This window comes from Bacillus methanolicus PB1 (genome assembly GCF_000262755.1).
GTDB lineage: Bacteria > Bacillota > Bacilli > Bacillales > Cytobacillaceae > Bacillus_Z > Bacillus_Z methanolicus.
Window position 1 is genome coordinate 835,277 of sequence record NZ_AFEU01000001.1, and the last position, 17,071, is coordinate 852,347.

The window sequence follows — 17,071 nt, forward strand, 5'->3', positions numbered from 1 at the left end:
ATCTCCTCCCAGATTCTACTCATATATATTACCGATAGATAATTCCTTTAATTTATGTAAGTCTTTAATATAAAGCCCTTCTTTTGTTCTTTCAATAATTGACTCGGAACACATTTTTTTTATCACTCTATTTAAATGCCTGTAACTAGTACCAAGCAAATCTGCAACATCAGTTAATTTTTCAGATCTCATATCCTCATAAAAAAGGAAGTTGTTTTCATGGTACATAATGGAGAGAAGATAACTAGCGAGTCTGTTTTCTAGTGGGTATAAAAGATTTAAACTTGTAATATTAGAAAATGAATATAACTTATAGCTAACTTTTTCAAGGATGAAGCGGAGAAATTCTGGGTTATTGTAAAAGTGTTTATGTAATAACTCAAAACTAACTCCTATTAGCTTGCTCTCAAATACTGATTCTACGTTTACCTTAACTTCGTATCGAGTTGTAAACTCAATATCACCAATAATTGACAAAGGGGTGTTAAACCTCAATAAGAGCGATTTCCCATTTGGCAATGTTGTAAAAATCTTTAATTTACCTTTCACCAAAAAAAACATTTGTTCTAATTTATCCCCATTAGAACATAGAATTTCACCTCTGCTTAATTGATACAATTCCATTCCTTTAATCACTTCATCATTAAATAGCTCATCTAATTTATGCTCTTGTAAATACGATGTTAATACTTTTTGATTAAATATTTTTTTCATCTATGAATACCTCCTGAAAGTATGAATAGGAGTTTACTTATGTTAATTAAAAAGCATTTTCTAAAACAAAAAAAGGACATATGTCCTTTTTATTTGTTTATATTTAGAATTAACCTGACCTATGGGGCAAATTTTCCGAATCCTTCTTTTGAAGTGAACGCATCTAAAGTTGAACAACAATTAGAACAGAGTAAATGCACAAAATTTTAAAATAAATTTGCTTTTTGTTATTTTACTCCACCGAAAACAGCAAGTTTCATCTGAATAAAAACTTAAGCCCTGTTTTTTTGGGCTTTTTTCACGCTTTTTACTTTATTCTCACTTTTGTTGAGAAATCGGAAGAGTTTGTTTTATATGCGAGATTTTTGTTTTTCTTACCAGTTTCGCTACGGCTTCCACATGGCTTGAGTTGATGGCATTGATGTCTTGAGCTGATTTTTGAACCTTACGTATGCGGAAACATATCAATGGGTTTTAGGCTGTTTTTCTGAAAACCGAGGTATGAGGGAACATATCAATGTAAGCGTCAAATAATCCCCACCTAAAAGTTTATCAAGACCTAAATAAAAAAAGATAAATAAATATAAGGGCATTACATATTTTATATGACTAATATGTAGTGTCCTTTTTCATTAGACTGTCGCTATAACTTTTTATATACCTCTGCGTATGCTACTTTCAATTGATCCCGTAAGTGTTTGTTTTCTTCTTCTAATTTTTTAATTTTTCGTTTCAATGATTCAATAAGAGCATCTTTATTGTTTTCATTCATTTCTCGCTTTATCTGTTTTGCAGTGGGGGCTTGTTCCTGCTGTTCACGTAAGGTTTCGATACGCTTACGCAGCTCAGGATGGTTATACAAAGTCGCTTTTGCCACGCCTGCTTCATTTGCTACACTATTAAAATTAATGCTCTCATTGGCTCGTATGAGCCTTTTTATCGCTTCATCCACCTTCTGATAGGTAAGAACCTTCCTTGAGGCGTGAATGGCTTTTAAATGTTCTCTGCGGTCATAGTTAGTCATTGGAGACACCTTGCTTTCTCTTGATCCGTTCTAATCTCCCGAAGATGATGCTGCCTTCTTTAATTGTCTTCAATATTTTTTCATACCGTTCTAAATTCTTTTTATTCTTTTCGGCAATGTCATTTCTCCCACGTTGTTTTAAGGCTTCTATCGTTTTTGCCGTTGTCTTGATTAATAGTTCATACTTCTGGAAATCCAAGTTAGAAAAGCCGATGGCTAAGTCCTTACATGGACTTCCACCGTTACACGTCAGACATGGTGGTTCTTCGGCATAAGGACAATTTCCATTGATTCTTGCGTGACAAGTTCCATAAGGGTTGTCAATCGCATTTAATTTATGGTCACGCCATAATGTTTCTAAAATATCTACTGGAATATCCTCATTGGGATTTACTTTTTGAACCTCTCCATTTAGATCAAAACTGAATACCCCTTGTTTTATTGCTTCCTCAAATGCTTTACGTTTGGTATTATCTAATAACTTGGCGTATCGCAAGGTCATTTCAGGAGAAGCATGTGCTAATAGTTCTTGAACAGTTAGAATATCTGCACCACTATTTAACATTTTAACTGCATAGGTATGGCGGAATTGATGTGTTTTGAAATGAAATACTTGTCCATTTTCATCCGTAATATGCTTGTTTTTTGCTAAAATGTTTAGTTGTTTACGAATCCATTTTTGTTCAAATGGTTTTCCTTTTCGAGAACCACGATAACGAACAAAGATATATTTTTCAGGGTTGTTGTCATTATTGCTATTTTGAATGGACTTATTAATTAACACCGAAAGAATACTGGCTAATTCGTCATCAATCGGAATACGGTGTTCTTTTACATATGTTTTTTCAATGTCCGTTTCAATATAATATTTTTCATTCAATTTGAATAAACAATCTTGTGTTAATCCTAATACATCAGAAATACGCAAGCCTGTTTTAAATGCTATCCATATGACAGGCTGAACATCATTATGAAGGTCATTTATATGAGTGAATAGTTGCTCTAAAATATAATCGGGAATATAGTCAATTTGGTCAATTGATTTCTTCTTTTGTTTCGGTTTGTCCTCTGGAAATATTAATAATCTTACATGTGTTTCAGGGGCGATGTTGTATCCATATCGTTGAATGTCTTCTAAGAACTTTTGAATTATACTTAATCCCTTCGAAATATAATGCTCGGGATTTGCGTTTTTCCACTTTAAATGATTCTTAGCATAGTCGTGTAGCCATTGGATGTATTGCTCCATATGATGTCTTTTTAATTGTTTTAAGTCATTCCATGCAGGCTCTAATGCAAAAATGAATTTAATAAATGGTGGTAAGTAGATCATATAGTTGCTGGCTGTACTGTCCGCAGACACCTTCGATGTCGGATTGTTTGCCAGTGGCAATGACATGGCAAGTGAATATCAGTCACCCACAATGCCACTGGCAGTTGTAATGGTCTAATTCTATGTCGATATCGACCTACTAGAATAACAAATTCTTTAGCTCTTTTTTTAGTAGTGTAATTAATAATTAATTTTAGTAGTGTATCCCTTTGTTCCTCAATTCAGAAATTTCATCATCTAAGTACTTCGATTACAGCCTCCATTTCTGCAATGCCATCCTGCAGTTGTACAAAATACTCTTCAAGTCTCTTCAATGCCCATCCCTCTTTTAAAGATCGTTTATCACCCGATGAATGTGTGATTCACCCACAATTTTATGTCCCTGAACAAAGGCATCCAACAAGCTTTGGCTACACAGGGTATTGATTTTCCTTGGAACCCCATGACTGAAGTTGAAAATCGCTTGGATGGCCTCTTCTGAAAAAATTTCTTGAGGGGTTTCTACCGCATCCAGCTGATGACGAATATATGCATATGTTTCCTTTTCAGTTAACCCACTTAGTTGATATCTCATCTGGATCCGTTGGTCGATTGCCTCCAGATGTTTGGACTTGAGTTGGTTTCTTAAACTTGGCTGTCCCACGATAATGAGAGCTAATGGAGACATTGAATCTTCCCGGAAATTAAGGATAAAGCGCAATTCCTGCAACATCGATTCAGAAAAATGATGAGCCTCATCCAGAATCACGACGGGAATCTTTTTTTCATTTTCATAAATATCGAGCATTAATGATTGGTACTGCCGTTTGACATCGGTTGACCGAAAGGCAGGCTGTATGCCAAAGTCCTGTAGGACTTCCCTGTAAAAGAGCTTTGGAGTCAGAGCAGAATCACAGATGTACAAATACCGATATTGCATGGGATCCAATTGATGGATTAGAGCTCGAACCGCGGTTGATTTCCCCATCCCGGCCTCTCCTGTCAACAGGCAGAACTGCCTGTGGCGAGCCGTGTACTCCAGCCGGGCTGCAGCCTCTGTGTGACTGGAAGCTACAAATAACTGACTTGGTGAAATTTCACGAGTGAATGGGACATCCTTCATTTCGAAAAATTCTAACATCAGGCCTGCCCCCCTGACTGTTTTTCTTTCCACTGCACAAAACTAGGTGTACCTAGCTGTTTACGCTTTTCCTCTTCTTGCCTCTGTTTTAGTTGTTCCAGGAAGCTGGAGACATATGTGGAAGAAGAGTCGTCAACCGATTCATCCGGCAGTTTAGAATGGCTTTGACTTAGGAGTTCTGCTGGTTTGGCATCATCAAAACGCTGCCCATCTTTCCAAACTTGTATGTACGAAAGGTCAAACGGATTGTAGCGGATTTGAATCTTTTTCCCCCGCAAAGATGAATCGACATCATACATGTTTCCTTCCAACTCTATTACGGCGGTTTTGCGCACTGTGCGTTCCTCTTCCCACAGGAAAATTTCCCTTAACATTTCTGCGGGGATCAGACGGTGATTTTCCTGGTTGGCTTCAAACCGTTTTCTAGGTGTCTGTTTTGTACTTCGATGAACCCGGTTATCGTAGGCTTCCAACCACGAACGAAGATACTCGTTTAACTGCTTCAGCGTAGTAAGCTTTCCTTGATTGATTAAAAGGTTGGCTTCGCCTGTAAAACTGGAATCTACATATTGAAAAAACTTCTCAATTTTACCCTTTGATTCCGGCGAATAAGGCTTCGCGTGGATCAGCTTAGTGCCCATACGGGCACAAATCACTTTGAATTGTTTGGCATTGTATACGGAACCATTATCACAGAAGAAAAGATGAGGGGCTCCATACTTTAAGACGGCTTTTTGAACACACCTTTCTAATCTGGGGTACCGTTCCTCAAAAAAGAATTCCGCATGCATGATACGCCGGCTATGATCATCGATAATGGCAATCAGGTAGGCCTTCTTGCGTTTTTCAGGATTTTTTGGATCCGGCAAATAAAGGGTGTGCTGGGTGTCAGCCTGCCAACAATCATTTGGTGCTTCATGTTCAAAATGCCGGAACTCTTTCTTTACTGCGTGATGAAGATCTCTCTTACTCAAGCCCTGTTCCTGAAAATATCGGGAAAGAGTACGGGGTTTCAGGAATCCAACCGGCACCTTCCCCTCTAGCTCAAGGATGCGGATAATTTGTTCCACACTTCGGCTTGGAAGCTCTTTCCTGAGTTCAATGGCACGCTTCAGTACCTCGGGATCCTGTTTCCGAAGGCTGCCTTTCTTTTCCCTGACCTGAGGTTTCAGGGCTTCAAAACCTCCCTCTATATACTCCCTCTATATACTTTAATTTTCTCCCGAATACTCCCGTTTTCTCTAAATTTCATTAACACCTAATAGTTGATCCACCGAAAATCATGGTTATAAATTGAATTTCTTTAAATTCCTTACAGATGGGGGGCCATCCTATCAACCAAACTGGTATTGTTTGGTAATAACAGTTATGACCGTGCGCAAAATCTCCACTCATCTCACGGTCGCTAACCCTCCCATGTATCACCGGATTGGGATCCATACATTCCTTCGTCCTGCGTATCCATGAGGTGGAGGTCGGATAAGCTCCTCGGCTGGGTCATAAGCCCGTATGGTAAAAATAAACTCCGACTCGGCACTATTGGTGTTTGTCTTTAGAAATACTTGAAGTATTCGATAGTAATTTGGTTAATAAGTTGGTTAATAAATCGGTTTAAGCAGCTTGTAATGTAATTTGAGGCAATCCTCGCAATAATTTTGAACCATCAAATTCACACTGTTTTTGACCAATGACAAATAAGACACGTAATAGCTTACAACACAGGGCGATGAGGGACTGTTGCTTTTTTAAAGGCCTTTCAGATCGTTTTGTATAGTATTGATGTAAAGCTTTAAAAGTTGGATTATGGGCAACGAGTGGCCGAATCGCTAAGTACAGAGCTTTACGCAGCCTACTTCGTCCCCGTTTCGTTATTCTGGTTTGTCCTTTAAATTTTCCAGAACTATGCTCACGTAATGAAAGGCCTGCCAGATTAACTAATTGCTGAGGGTGACTGTACTTTGTGAGATCACCCACTTCAGCGAAGAATAGAGCGACTGTTGTAACACCTAACCCAGGAATATTCATCATTTGCTTAGCACCTGGGATCGTTTCTACAAGAGCTTCTAGCTCCTGATCCAACTCTTCCAACTGCGTTTGATAAAGCTCATATTGGTCAATCAGATATTCCATTTCACGTTTGGCAAACTGAATCCCGATTTGAATTCCAATGCTCTTTTTGGCCGTTTCTACTAGTTTCGTTGCTCGCTTTATTCCAACTGCTCGTTGTACAAATGGCTTCCACTTTGAGAGAACCTCTTCAGGTGTCATTTCTTTAATTTGAGAAGGAAATGGAAACAGTTTTAGCGTGCAAAGAGCTGCTTTTCCTTCCCAATCCCCGAAAACATCGAAAAACTCCGGAAAATAACGTTGAATCAAATTCTGAATACGCCCTTCTGTGATGGCAAGCTGTTGAGTGAGCTGATCTCTTATTTTGACGCCTTCTCTTAGTTCCGCGTAAATGCCGTCTAAGAGATTTGGTACGGAGTATCGGCCGTCTTTAATCAGCTGTGCAATCACTCTGGCGTCTTTTGTATCGTTTTTTGTTGGAGAATTGTCATCAAACTCTTTGCTTTTCTTTACATGCATTGGATTGACTAATACAAAGTCGTAGCCCTTTGCGGTAAGAAAATAAGCGAGATTTAACCAGTAAGGCCCGGTTGGTTCAACCCCAAAAATCACATGATTCTTATCATTTTCTTTTTGGTGTCGCTTCACCCAATCTAAAAGCATTTGGAAACCATGTATGCGGTTTTCAAAGATCAAGCGTTTTCCAAATTCAATTCCTCGATCATCTTGTGCTCGTGCAACGTGCTTGTCTTTTGCAATATCAATGCCGATAATTAATGTTGATGGTGTGATTTGCGAGATTTTTTGATTTTGCGTATAATTCATATCGAGTCCTCCTTGGTAACTTATTAATTCGGGGTCAATGCATTGACACCCTGTACTATACCAAGAGGGCTCTTTTTGTTTCAAACCTCAAATTTCTTCATTACAGGAATGCTCCTCGCATTTTTCAGTAAAATATCTGATAGGGATGCGGTGCTTTGAAGCTTTGTCGATTTCTGCTTGCATTCCAGCTGAGATGTAGCTGCCAAATACCCATAGCTCATCACATTTTCTGAGCCAGACCATGCCAAAAAACAAACCTAGCTTTCTCTGGTCAGGATCGCAGTCATCCATCACCTGTGGATATAGCAGATGGGGAGCGAAGGGAATGGCTCCTTGCTCCACTGCAAATTTTAGGTATCTTCTGGCATTCTCCAGGTTTCTAGCTGTATCTCCAGCAAAGGGTGAGCAGATGAAAACGCAAGGCTTATATTTTTTCGCTTTTTCTTCGCGCATTACATTCTCCAATGCTTCCGCAGCTGTTGGGTCCGGATATCCTTCAGAATTATATTTGTCCATCGCTATACCACCTCAAATTCCTGCCCTTGCTCTATTAGCGGAAGAATGCCCTGCGCTTTAAGCAATTCATAGATAAACAAGCGGCCTTTCTGAGTCCAATAAGTATGGACCTTCGAATGCATCGTCCCATCATTTCCGGGGTAGCTATGGGTTTTGGTTACGGTATAGCCATGCTGGGCGTGTTTCTGATACAAGAGCCATATTTTCCCTTGACGGAATTGAACACCCAGATCATGAAGATATTCATTAAGCCAGCGACCAGACTTCCCATAATCCTTGGCAATTGTCGTAATGGCTACCGCATCCTTACAATTAAGAACCACGTCGTAATAGCTTGCTTTAGGTTTCATTTCAGCGATCTGCTGTTCCTGAATGCTTATGGTGGCAGATAGCTTAGCATTTTTTGCACGCTCTGCTTTAAGCTCCTGTAACGCCTTGATCCAAAGATCGGGATTGGCAAGCAGTTCATCTGCGGCATATAACCCATGTTTACGAATAGAAGGAAGAACCTCGTGGGTTACCCATCGTTTGAACTTTTTGGCTTCCGGCTTTCGAGAAACCAATATCACGCTATACAGGCCGCTTTCGTTGATAATAGATACTTCCTGTTTGCCGCCAGGGGTGTCGATAATATCGACTCTCTTTTCATCGTTGTCCAAACGGGCCATAACATCGCGACTGTTCCCGATTTCTAATACAGCACATACATCTTTCAGCACCCACCAAGGATTCCCATTTTTCAGAACTGTTCTGACTGTGCTTCCCTCGTAGTTAAAAATAGTTAATTCGTTCATATAGAACCTCCAGCTTATCGTTGTAGGGCGGCATGAACTGCCCTCAGCTATAAGCAAAAAAAGGGGGTTAGTCGAACCCCCTAAAATCAATCTTTTTTATAAAAGTTGCATTCATAACCATCAGCACGAAGTAAAAGTCCCTTTGCCCAAGGCGGAGTTTTACCCATAAGAGTACAAACATCCTGTAAGGATACTCCTAATGGCACTTCCAACACAGTCTCGTCGTGGACATGCATCACGATTTGAAACCCTGCTTTATCTAGATTTTGCATAGCAAAACACAGAATATCTCTTGAGATTGCCTGCACAATGTTTTCCACAAACTTTGGTCCATAGCTTTCAATCCGCTCCCATTTTTTTGTTGCACCTATGCCTTCATATGTCACCGACTCACTTCCAAGGCTGTTTATTCCCATTCGGGGCTTTACATAGGTCAGTTGTCTTCCTGATGGAAGCCATATCAGAAGCATTCCACTTCGATACTCAAACTGGATTCTATGAGTCTCAGTTCTGGTTCTCTCTTTTACCGCTTCTTTCACGGATCTATCAACATCCCACCACAGCCGTACAATATTGGGATTAGTATTTCGCCATGCAGTTACCAGCGGTTTTAGTTCTTCCTCGGAAAGACCCATTTCCAGAGCACCCATTGCTTTCAGTGCGCCAACAGAGCCGCCGTAACCTAGGGCCAGCTCTGCAATCTTACCTTTTTGCCTTAGCGGGCTTCCTTTTGTCACTTCTTCAATGGGAACTCGAAACATTTGGGCAGCTGATGCTTCATATATTTTTCCATGGGTAGCAAACACTTCATTTCGCCATGCTTCGCCTGCAAGCCAGGCAATAACCCTCGCTTCAATGGCACTGAAATCAGCCACGATAAACTTGAATCCTTCTTTAGGGATGAATGCAGTACGGATAAGTTCAGACAATACGCCGGGGACAGAATTATACAGCATCTCTAATGCTTCGAACTGTCCGCTGCGAACAAGACTTCGTGCTTGTTCCAAGTCAGGCAAGTGATTCTGCGGAAGGTTTTGCACCTGAATGAGTCTTCCTGCAAATCGACCTGTACGATTAGCTCCATAAAACTGCAATAGACCGCGTGCCCAGCACAAACGACATTTTCCATTGCTGTGTATTTCTTTACGCTGGACTTAGCCAGTAGCTGCCGCAGTTCCAGCACTTCACTTAGACGATCCGGTGCTGTTCGTAGTAATGTTTTAACTGATGCCTTATCTAGGCTTTCTGTTTCCAGACCGTTCTCGGAAAGCCAGGTTTTCATCTGGGCAACTGAGTTTGGGTTCTCTAGTTTAGTAAGAACACGCATACGGTTCGTAAGCACTTCTCTCGTCTGATCATCGCATCGAATGGCTTGCTTTACTAATTCCAAATCTAACTGGATACCCCTATCGTTAATCTGCTGGTCTAGGATATAGTTCTGCCACTCATGTTCAGGCATCGGGAACTTTTCAAGCCGCGACTGTATCGCCAGTTCTGCTTCTACATCTCGGGCGTTATATGCCTTGAACCGTTCCCATTTATCTGGGGCATGTTCCGGTAAATTTCTGGTACGTCTGCCATTTGTCTGAGTTGGTTTACATGGGACGGAGAAATATCGAATCAGTTCCTTACCCTCAGTAAGTTTTTGTTTATCAGCACCGGTAACCAAGGCTGCACCCTCTAAAGAAAGCGGAAGTCCAAGATACGCAGACCAAACCATCGTGCAACGCCACGAATTAGGTTCCAGCCAAATACCAAGGTACCGGGACAAACAGATGCGTTCAAACTGTGCATTGAATGCCCACTTTGTTACTTGACTATCTAAAACGGCATTTTCTATTTCTCGTGGAATCATTTCACCACTTGCCAAGTCAACTACCTGCACCGGTCCAGCATCCACACTATAGCCAAAAAGCAAAATTTCAAAATCCGGAGCTTTAGCATAGCGATAGACCCCGCTTTTGGCGAGGTCTACGCTACTATATGTTTCTATATCTATGCTGAGGGTTCTCATGATAAAAAGTCGTCATCCACATCGGTGGCAAAGTCTTCAGCAGCATTCGTTCTGCCGCCTAAAGGCTCACCGTCTCGGATTTTCTGAATATTGCCAAGGCCACATGCAATACCTTTGTTGCCATTGGAGTTGAAGGCATAGAAGTTGATACTTACTCTTGCATACACACCGGAGTAAACTTCAGAATGGTCAAGAATCGGATTAACGTTCCTGTCTACAATTTGAGGTGCAGTGTTGCTATTGGCATTGATGAAATAGCTGTTTGCATAAGCTTCATCATCTGGACGGTCAATATCGCCATCTCGCAAAGGGAGTTTGAGTGCGGCTTTGTTCGGAATTTTGCCGCCAAACTTACCTTTGCCTTCTTCAATTGCGGCATTCACTGCTGCATTGATGGCATTAAGGGTTTTGGTATCGCTCTTAGGAATAATCAGGCTCACGCTGTATTTTTCAGCGCCCCCATTAATGGATTTTGGTTCCCAGACGTTGGCATAAGAGAGTCTCACAATTCCAGTGATCACTTTCGTAGGGTTAGTTCTTTTTGCTGTGTTTGACATAGTATTAAACCTCCATAAAATCATTTTTTGCTGATGATGTATTCATTTCGGGACGCTTGTCTGAAACAGGCACTAGCGTCGGTTTTCCCGGTGGCTTCATGACTAGTCCACCAAGGATTTCATTAAACTTGGATTTGCCCATCAATTTTTCCATTTCAGTGATAGTGATGAGACTTTGCTTGTAAATATCGCGATAACCTGCATTCTTCGCCGCTTCAGCAACTGCTTCTTCATCTGTATATTTACGGTTAGAGCGGCCTTCGACTACCTTAAATCCCGGCCACTGCTTTCCATGATTGACAGCCGCATCTGTTGCATAGGCTATAATTTCGTTTGCCCAGCTGGTAAGGTCTCCGATAGATGAAAGAATCTCCGCGATTTCTTCATCTGATAGCAGTGGCGGTAAAGCAAACTCAAAAGTAGCCAGTTTCATTTTTGCTTCTGCTCTAGCTCTACACTTCACCGCTGCTCTGCAAAATTGGCACCATTCACCAGGGCAATAATTGCCGTCACCTGCAAAAGCCAACTCCGCTTTGGGCTTTAAAACTTCCTCTGCCCACTGATACAAGCTATACTTCATTACTGTGTATGTGCTGACATTTTCCCGGCGTGGTTGGTAGATTGTCATTGAAACCGTATCAATGTCATAGATGCCATCGAATAGCTCCAGTGCACCAAGGGCATAGAGCTTCATCTGCGGATTCTCCTCTGCATTTACCAAAACACCTTGACCATACTTGAAGTCAATAATATGAAGGGTTCCATCAGAGATAATTAAGCAGTCACCCGTTCCAAAACCCTCTGGGACATATTTTGAGAAGTCCAAACGCTGTTCGATTAAGACAAGCGGATCATTGCAGGACTGCTTTGCCTGTTCAATGACTTCAAGTACAAATTCAACATAGCCATCAGTGAAGGTATCCATCTCATCAGAGTCATAAGGTGAAACCGGCTTTTTTGACCGCATCTTCAACGCCCTGCGAAGCTTGTGTTCACTTAATGCATGAGCAGCACTACCTTCAGCTGCAGCTTCACCGCTATTATCATCAAACTCAAGTTCCAGCCTTGCTGACGGTGTACAGTTCATCCAGCGATGGGCTCCGGATGCAGAGAGAAGTGCATGTTTGCTCATTTCAACCCCTCCGCATCTTTAAGAAGAGCTACATACTTGTTTGGATCAATCTCGCTAAGTTTAGATGCTCCATACTTTTGTAGCAGAGCCCTAACTTCTGCTGTAAATCCGTCATGACTCTTTTCCGCAAGCACAGCCCTTACCTCTTCCAAGGTAATCTGCTTTTCTTCTGGCTGTTTTTCCGGCTCAGGTGGCTCCGGTTTTGGCATTTCATCAGGCGCTTTTCTTGCTATTGCGTCTGCAACAGCCTGAACGCTGTCTGCCAGTGATCTAAGATCTGAGACCACATCGAGAAGAAGCTTGATTTTGCTCATGCTCCACACCTCCTTCCCTGATTTCCTTGATTTCTACCGTTTCGACTGAGTCACCGGGCGTAATTACAAGCAGGCTCACCTTTTTACCAAACAACAAATCTAGGAGTTTACTTCGGATTGTCTGTCTGCTGCTTTGAATTACAGGGCTTCGTCCGCCACCGGGTTTAGCCACATTAATTGTGACTTTGTGTTTAAGGCTCATATTCTGTCTCCTTTCCGGGGGCGGTTTTCCTGCCCCTCACCGATAAGCGAAAAAAAGGGTTCATTCGAACCCCCCATCAAGAAAGAATTTTTCTTAATTTTTCGTGTATCTTTTTCAGGCGGTTACGGATAGCCGCTTCCGTCACTCCTTCTTCAGCAGCTATATCTGTGTTGGAACGTTTGTCCAAATAAACCTTTTTGAAAAGCTCTTTTTGCTGAGGCAAGAGACAACCCATAGCCTCAGCAAGCTTGTCCAGCGAATCCAGATGTTCAACTTTATCTTCGCCTTCTATGTAAATCTGTTCTGGATTTGCACTTTCATCTGCCAGATACTTATTACGATCTGTTGCCGCTTCACTCTCACCATCGTGATAAGCATCCAAATGAGATGTAACGCGGTAGTTGTAGCGGCGCTGCTCGTCTACTTCGTTATCATCCATAGAATGTAATAGATCGATGTCGGCTTCGGTGACTCCGTCTTCACCAGGGGTAATAACAATCTTTGTTCCTTCAGCAGTGTAATAAATGTAATTGGTTCTGTTCTTTTTACTCGTTTTGTACTCTCTTGACATGTTTTGGCTCCTTTGGTTTTCAAAATTTGGCTTTGAAATCCGCGGGAGCCGCTTATCATCCGTGAGACAAAAAAAGACGGCAGTGGAACACCTTTTCAGGTATTCCGCACTGCCGTCTTGCGGTCTCGCGGATTTATTAACTTGGCTAATTGAAATAATTAGTTTTTAAGATTAACAACCTCGGTTGTGCCATCTGCATTTCGTTTGATTAAAGTGATGCAATCTTTAATCTTGATTTCTACCGTACCCGTAGCTTCATCCACTCGACAAACAAGTTTTCCATCTAGGTTTCGTACTTCACTCATCTTGTTTTTTCATCCTCTCTTCTTTTGATAACAGGTATTTATAAGTATTTAAGTTGAATTAAATAGTTTAGCTTTTTGTTACAGGTAAAGGAATTGAATTATACCAATTTAAGTGATATAATTTATAAAATGTAGTTAGCAGGATCAATTGGTTTACCAGGGTTGTCTTTTCGGGGAATAACATCACTCAAAGACCATAGCCACAAAATAAAAAATCCCTTTCCTGTATTGCTTACAAGAAAAGGATACAAGCTTTAAACCTATAAGTATTTCCCTTCGGTTTGACCGGTTTTTGACCCTTTTTTGACCTTATGGTTCTGCAGAAAGGGATGGTCGCATGAGTAGATTATGCTTTGGGACATATGCCAAGATTGTTCAAAAATCAATTAAAGAGCCTAATGGTCAAAAACGTGTCACTGAATTGTTGTTAGGGCTAATTACTGACAATGAGGATGTTACAAACCAAGAAGGTGAGCCTTTTGTGGTTACTGACAAACTTGCCAGTGACTTATTTAACTGCAAAATTAATATGCGTAAAAAAATAAAGGAAGCATCTAGCTCCCAAACAATAATTAATGCAGCGCATGACTACTTTGAGGATGTAGTCCTGCCTGAAATTATGCCTGAAATGATAAAAGACATGATTGCCGAATTAGCTGATCTCATATCCAGTGACGATACTGTTCCACAAGATAAAAAAGAAGAATTCTTGCGATTTGCTGATCCGGCCTCTCTTCATGTCTTTTTGTCTGTCTTATTTTTGTACGTAATAAAAAAGGACAACAAACTTTCTAAAGAGTCACCGGCTCCCTTGAATAATAGAATGCCTTCTATTCTTAGTGATGTAAAAAAATTAAAGGAGCTTATTGAAAAAATCCATCCAGGAATGCCAGCACCTATTGCTCCACCCGGAGAAATCGAATCACATGAGATGGTTTATGTCAGAGAATTATTAGCCGCTTACGCTGATGCGGAGGGTCTTGATGAGTTGCCAAAAGAATCATTAGAAAGTTTTCCAAAGTATCAGAAAGATTTTAAGCGTAGAAGAAAAGACTACTATGCTGCTGAAAGTATTAGACGCGGGGCAAGAGATGTATTTGGAGAAACGAATCCGGATCAGTTTGATGTATTAAAAGAAGAAACATACGATGGTATCATAGACGTTTATGAAAATGAGTATCCTCATGGACTTGCTAGATTAAAAGGGGTTATGTCTCAAGCCGCTCTTATTCGAGTTGATAAATGCGTATATAGCCAGATTCCTAATTGGATTGGTGCTAGTGAAAAGAAAGGTGTCTGCCACATGCTTGTAAATGACGGCAAACTAAGGGAGTGGGTTGAAACTGATGAGTAAATTGTATAATACGCCATTCGAAGCATCCCTACGTATTTTGCTTATACTAGAGACTTCAAGAAATCAAAGTTTTAGTGCAGACATGCTTGCTGCAATAGATTTTATTTCAATTTACGGAAAAGAATTTGGTATTTCTGATGAAAATCTGCATGGGGAGAATAACTATAAATTCAGTGAGTTCACCTTACGTCGTGAACTCATAAAGAAGGCAATTAAACAACTGGTGCTTGATGACCTTATAAAGGTACATCCAACCAAAAATGGTTTTACATATTCCATTAACCAAAAAGGCTTGAATTATAGCGAATATTTATCAAGTGATTATGCGACCGCATACCGTCGAGCTGTAAGCTTAGTGCGGGAATTCACATCTGATAAAACCGAGCGTGAAGTTCTAGAGTTTATAAATAGACGCTCCATATATTCGCTACGGGAGGATTAATGAAATGACTAACTTTTATATAAAAAAGCTGATCGTTTCCGGTAATGGTAAAGAGCCCTCAGTTTTAGAATTTGATGATGGATTAAATATTATCTGCGGGCCATCAAATACTGGAAAAAGCTATATCCTAGAATGTATCGACTACTTATTTGGAAGTGATAAAATTCGTTTTGATAGAAACACAGGCTACAACAATATCAAAATAATTGTTGATACAGAAAATGGAAGCATTACATTTGAACGCCAGATAGATTCGAATAAAATACAAGTCCATAGTAATGATCACAAAATAGAGTCTGGAGACTATAGAACCAGTGGGAAGAAAAATATCAGTGATGTATGGTTAAAGCTTATAGGTATTGACGAGGAGCATTTTATTATAAAAAACTCAAGGTATGATAAACAACGTCTTACCTGGAGAACTTTTTCACACATGTTTCTCATAAAGGAATCCGTTGTTTTTCAAGAGCCTTCTATTATATTGCCAAAGCAAAATACAGCACATACCGCAGCTCTTTCTGCCCTCTTCTTCTTGATTACCGGTCAAGACTTTGCTGACTCCGATCCAAAGGAAGAAAAAAAGATAAAAGAAGCTCGAAAAAAGGCTGTTATTGATTACATTAACAAAAGATTATCTGATTTTGCTGATCGTAAAAATGAACTGAATAAACTCCCTGTCGGGGATGAAGAGTACCTTCAAGAGAAAGTAGAGAATGTACTTGCTGAAATCGCCGAAACAGAAGGAAAAATAACTGATTCCGTCAACCGAAGCAAGCAACTTTTAAAGGAAATTTATATTGTCAGCGAGCAATTGGCCGAGTGCAATACTCTATATAATCGATATCAGGCTTTGAAGAGTCAATATACATCAGACATTAAAAGATTGACTTTTATTGTTGAGGGCGAGTTGCATAAAGGAAAAGTGCATCCAAATTCTAAATGCCCATTTTGTGACAGCAGTATCCCCTCTTCTCAAAAAGAAGCTAAGTATGCAGAGGCATCCCACGCTGAACTTCATAGGATTCAACTTCAATTAGATGATTTAGTAGAAGCTGAGCAAGACCTGATAAAGGAACGGTCAGTTCTTGAATCTGAAATAGCTAGATTAAATAAGGAAAAATCAGATGTTGAGTTACTCCTCAGTGAGGAATTAAAACCAAAAATTGCTGCACTTAAAGCAACTTTATATGATTATCGAAGAGCCATTGAAATCCGTAACGAATCAGTGGTTATTAGTAAATTTGAAACAACTATGAAAGCTGAATTATTTGAAACAATGGCTGAAGAAGAATCTGAGGTAGAGTTCAAAATTAAGAGCTACTTTAGTCGCGACATCATAGCCGCATTGGATAGCTATCTAAACAGAGTACTTGAATCTTGTAAGTTTGACGCATATAGCTCAGCTTATTTAGATCCGAGCTCGTTTGACATTATTATTAATGGAACTCCTAAAAACACATATGGTAAGGGATATCGTGCCTTCTTAAATACGGTACTCGCTGTAACGCTTATGGAGTATCTATCTGATAAAGGCAAATATGCTCCAGAGCTATTGATTATTGATTCCCCTATTCTTTCTTTGAAGGAAAAAGGAGACGGTGTAGCTTCTGACACCATGAAAGCCGCGTTATTCCAATACCTATTGGATAACCAGACTCACGGTCAAGTTATTATTGTTGAAAATGATATTCCTGATTTAGATTACAGCAACGCAAATGTGATCCAGTTTACTAAAGATGAGTCACATGGACGCTACGGATTCTTGAATGGCGTTCGCCAATAAGAAA

General features: G+C 40.3%; 15 protein-coding genes and 3 pseudogenes. 3 read left to right on the plus strand and 15 right to left on the minus strand.

The features are described 5' to 3' along the window. Positions 1-15 precede the first annotated feature (15 nt). The 15 genes and pseudogenes from PB1_RS03930 to PB1_RS17775 form a co-directional block, all read right to left on the minus strand. Complete coding sequence (locus tag PB1_RS03930; RefSeq protein WP_003350883.1) at positions 16-714, minus strand: cyclic nucleotide-binding domain-containing protein; 699 nt, start codon at positions 712-714, stop codon at positions 16-18. 643 nt (positions 715-1,357) lie between these two features. Further along, complete coding sequence (locus tag PB1_RS03935) at positions 1,358-1,738, minus strand: DUF6262 family protein (protein ID WP_003350885.1); 381 nt, start codon at positions 1,736-1,738, stop codon at positions 1,358-1,360. Continuing rightward, positions 1,731-3,083: pseudogene (locus tag PB1_RS03940) on the minus strand (tyrosine-type recombinase/integrase); the annotation flags it as partial. The pseudogene PB1_RS03940 and the gene PB1_RS03935, both read right to left, overlap by 8 nt. A 316-nt stretch (positions 3,084-3,399) precedes the next feature. Continuing rightward, positions 3,400-4,191, minus strand: a complete 792-nt coding sequence (locus tag PB1_RS03945; RefSeq protein ID WP_003350381.1) for an ExeA family protein — start codon at positions 4,189-4,191, stop codon at positions 3,400-3,402. Further along, positions 4,191-5,387, minus strand: a pseudogene (locus PB1_RS03950) (transposase); the annotation flags it as partial. The gene PB1_RS03945 and the pseudogene PB1_RS03950, both read right to left, overlap by 1 nt. A gap of 415 nt (positions 5,388-5,802) precedes the next feature. Further along, the gene (locus PB1_RS03955) at positions 5,803-7,083 is read right to left on the minus strand and encodes an IS110 family RNA-guided transposase (protein ID WP_003349981.1); all 1,281 of its coding nucleotides are present in this window, start codon (positions 7,081-7,083) and stop codon (positions 5,803-5,805) included. An 87-nt stretch (positions 7,084-7,170) separates the two neighbouring features. Further along, positions 7,171-7,599, minus strand: coding sequence for a DUF7768 domain-containing protein (locus PB1_RS03960; protein ID WP_003350889.1), 429 nt, complete (start codon positions 7,597-7,599; stop codon positions 7,171-7,173). 2 nt (positions 7,600-7,601) lie between these two features. After that, complete coding sequence (locus PB1_RS03965) at positions 7,602-8,393, minus strand: phage antirepressor (RefSeq protein ID WP_003350890.1); 792 nt, start codon at positions 8,391-8,393, stop codon at positions 7,602-7,604. Positions 8,394-8,479: 86 nt separating this feature from the next. Next, a pseudogene (locus tag PB1_RS03970) lies at positions 8,480-10,407 on the minus strand (DNA polymerase). Further along, a complete protein-coding gene (locus PB1_RS03975; RefSeq protein WP_003350891.1) occupies positions 10,404-10,964 on the minus strand; it encodes a DUF2815 family protein in 561 nt (186 codons plus the stop codon). Before PB1_RS03975 ends, PB1_RS03970 begins: the two are co-directional and overlap by 4 nt. A 4-nt stretch (positions 10,965-10,968) precedes the next feature. Beyond that, a complete protein-coding gene (locus PB1_RS03980) occupies positions 10,969-12,096 on the minus strand; it encodes a DUF2800 domain-containing protein (protein ID WP_003350892.1) in 1,128 nt (375 codons plus the stop codon). Next, positions 12,093-12,410, minus strand: coding sequence for a hypothetical protein (locus PB1_RS03985; RefSeq protein WP_003350893.1), 318 nt, complete (start codon positions 12,408-12,410; stop codon positions 12,093-12,095). Before PB1_RS03985 ends, PB1_RS03980 begins: the two co-directional genes overlap by 4 nt. Continuing rightward, complete coding sequence (locus PB1_RS17645; protein WP_003350894.1) at positions 12,367-12,612, minus strand: hypothetical protein; 246 nt, start codon at positions 12,610-12,612, stop codon at positions 12,367-12,369. The genes PB1_RS03985 and PB1_RS17645 overlap by 44 nt, the downstream gene beginning before the upstream one ends. A 76-nt stretch (positions 12,613-12,688) precedes the next feature. Beyond that, on the minus strand, positions 12,689-13,183 hold the full coding sequence (locus PB1_RS03995; protein WP_003350895.1) for an RNA polymerase sigma factor: 495 nt from the start codon (positions 13,181-13,183) through the stop codon (positions 12,689-12,691). A 158-nt stretch (positions 13,184-13,341) separates the two neighbouring features. Next, entirely contained in the window at positions 13,342-13,488 is a 147-nt protein-coding gene (locus PB1_RS17775; protein WP_003350897.1) for a hypothetical protein, read from the minus strand. A gap of 337 nt (positions 13,489-13,825) precedes the next feature. Between PB1_RS17775 and PB1_RS04000 the strand changes: the two genes are divergently transcribed. Genes PB1_RS04000 through PB1_RS04010 form a run of 3 tightly spaced genes read left to right on the plus strand, consistent with a single transcriptional unit; the run spans position 13,826 to position 17,067 of the window. Then, positions 13,826-14,842, plus strand: coding sequence for an ABC-three component system protein (locus PB1_RS04000; RefSeq protein ID WP_003350898.1), 1,017 nt, complete (start codon positions 13,826-13,828; stop codon positions 14,840-14,842). Beyond that, complete coding sequence (locus PB1_RS04005; RefSeq protein ID WP_003350900.1) at positions 14,835-15,284, plus strand: ABC-three component system middle component 2; 450 nt, start codon at positions 14,835-14,837, stop codon at positions 15,282-15,284. Before PB1_RS04000 ends, PB1_RS04005 begins: the two co-directional genes overlap by 8 nt. Before the next feature lie 4 nt (positions 15,285-15,288). Then, a complete protein-coding gene (locus PB1_RS04010; RefSeq protein ID WP_003350901.1) occupies positions 15,289-17,067 on the plus strand; it encodes an AAA family ATPase in 1,779 nt (592 codons plus the stop codon). Positions 17,068-17,071: the final 4 nt, after the last annotated feature.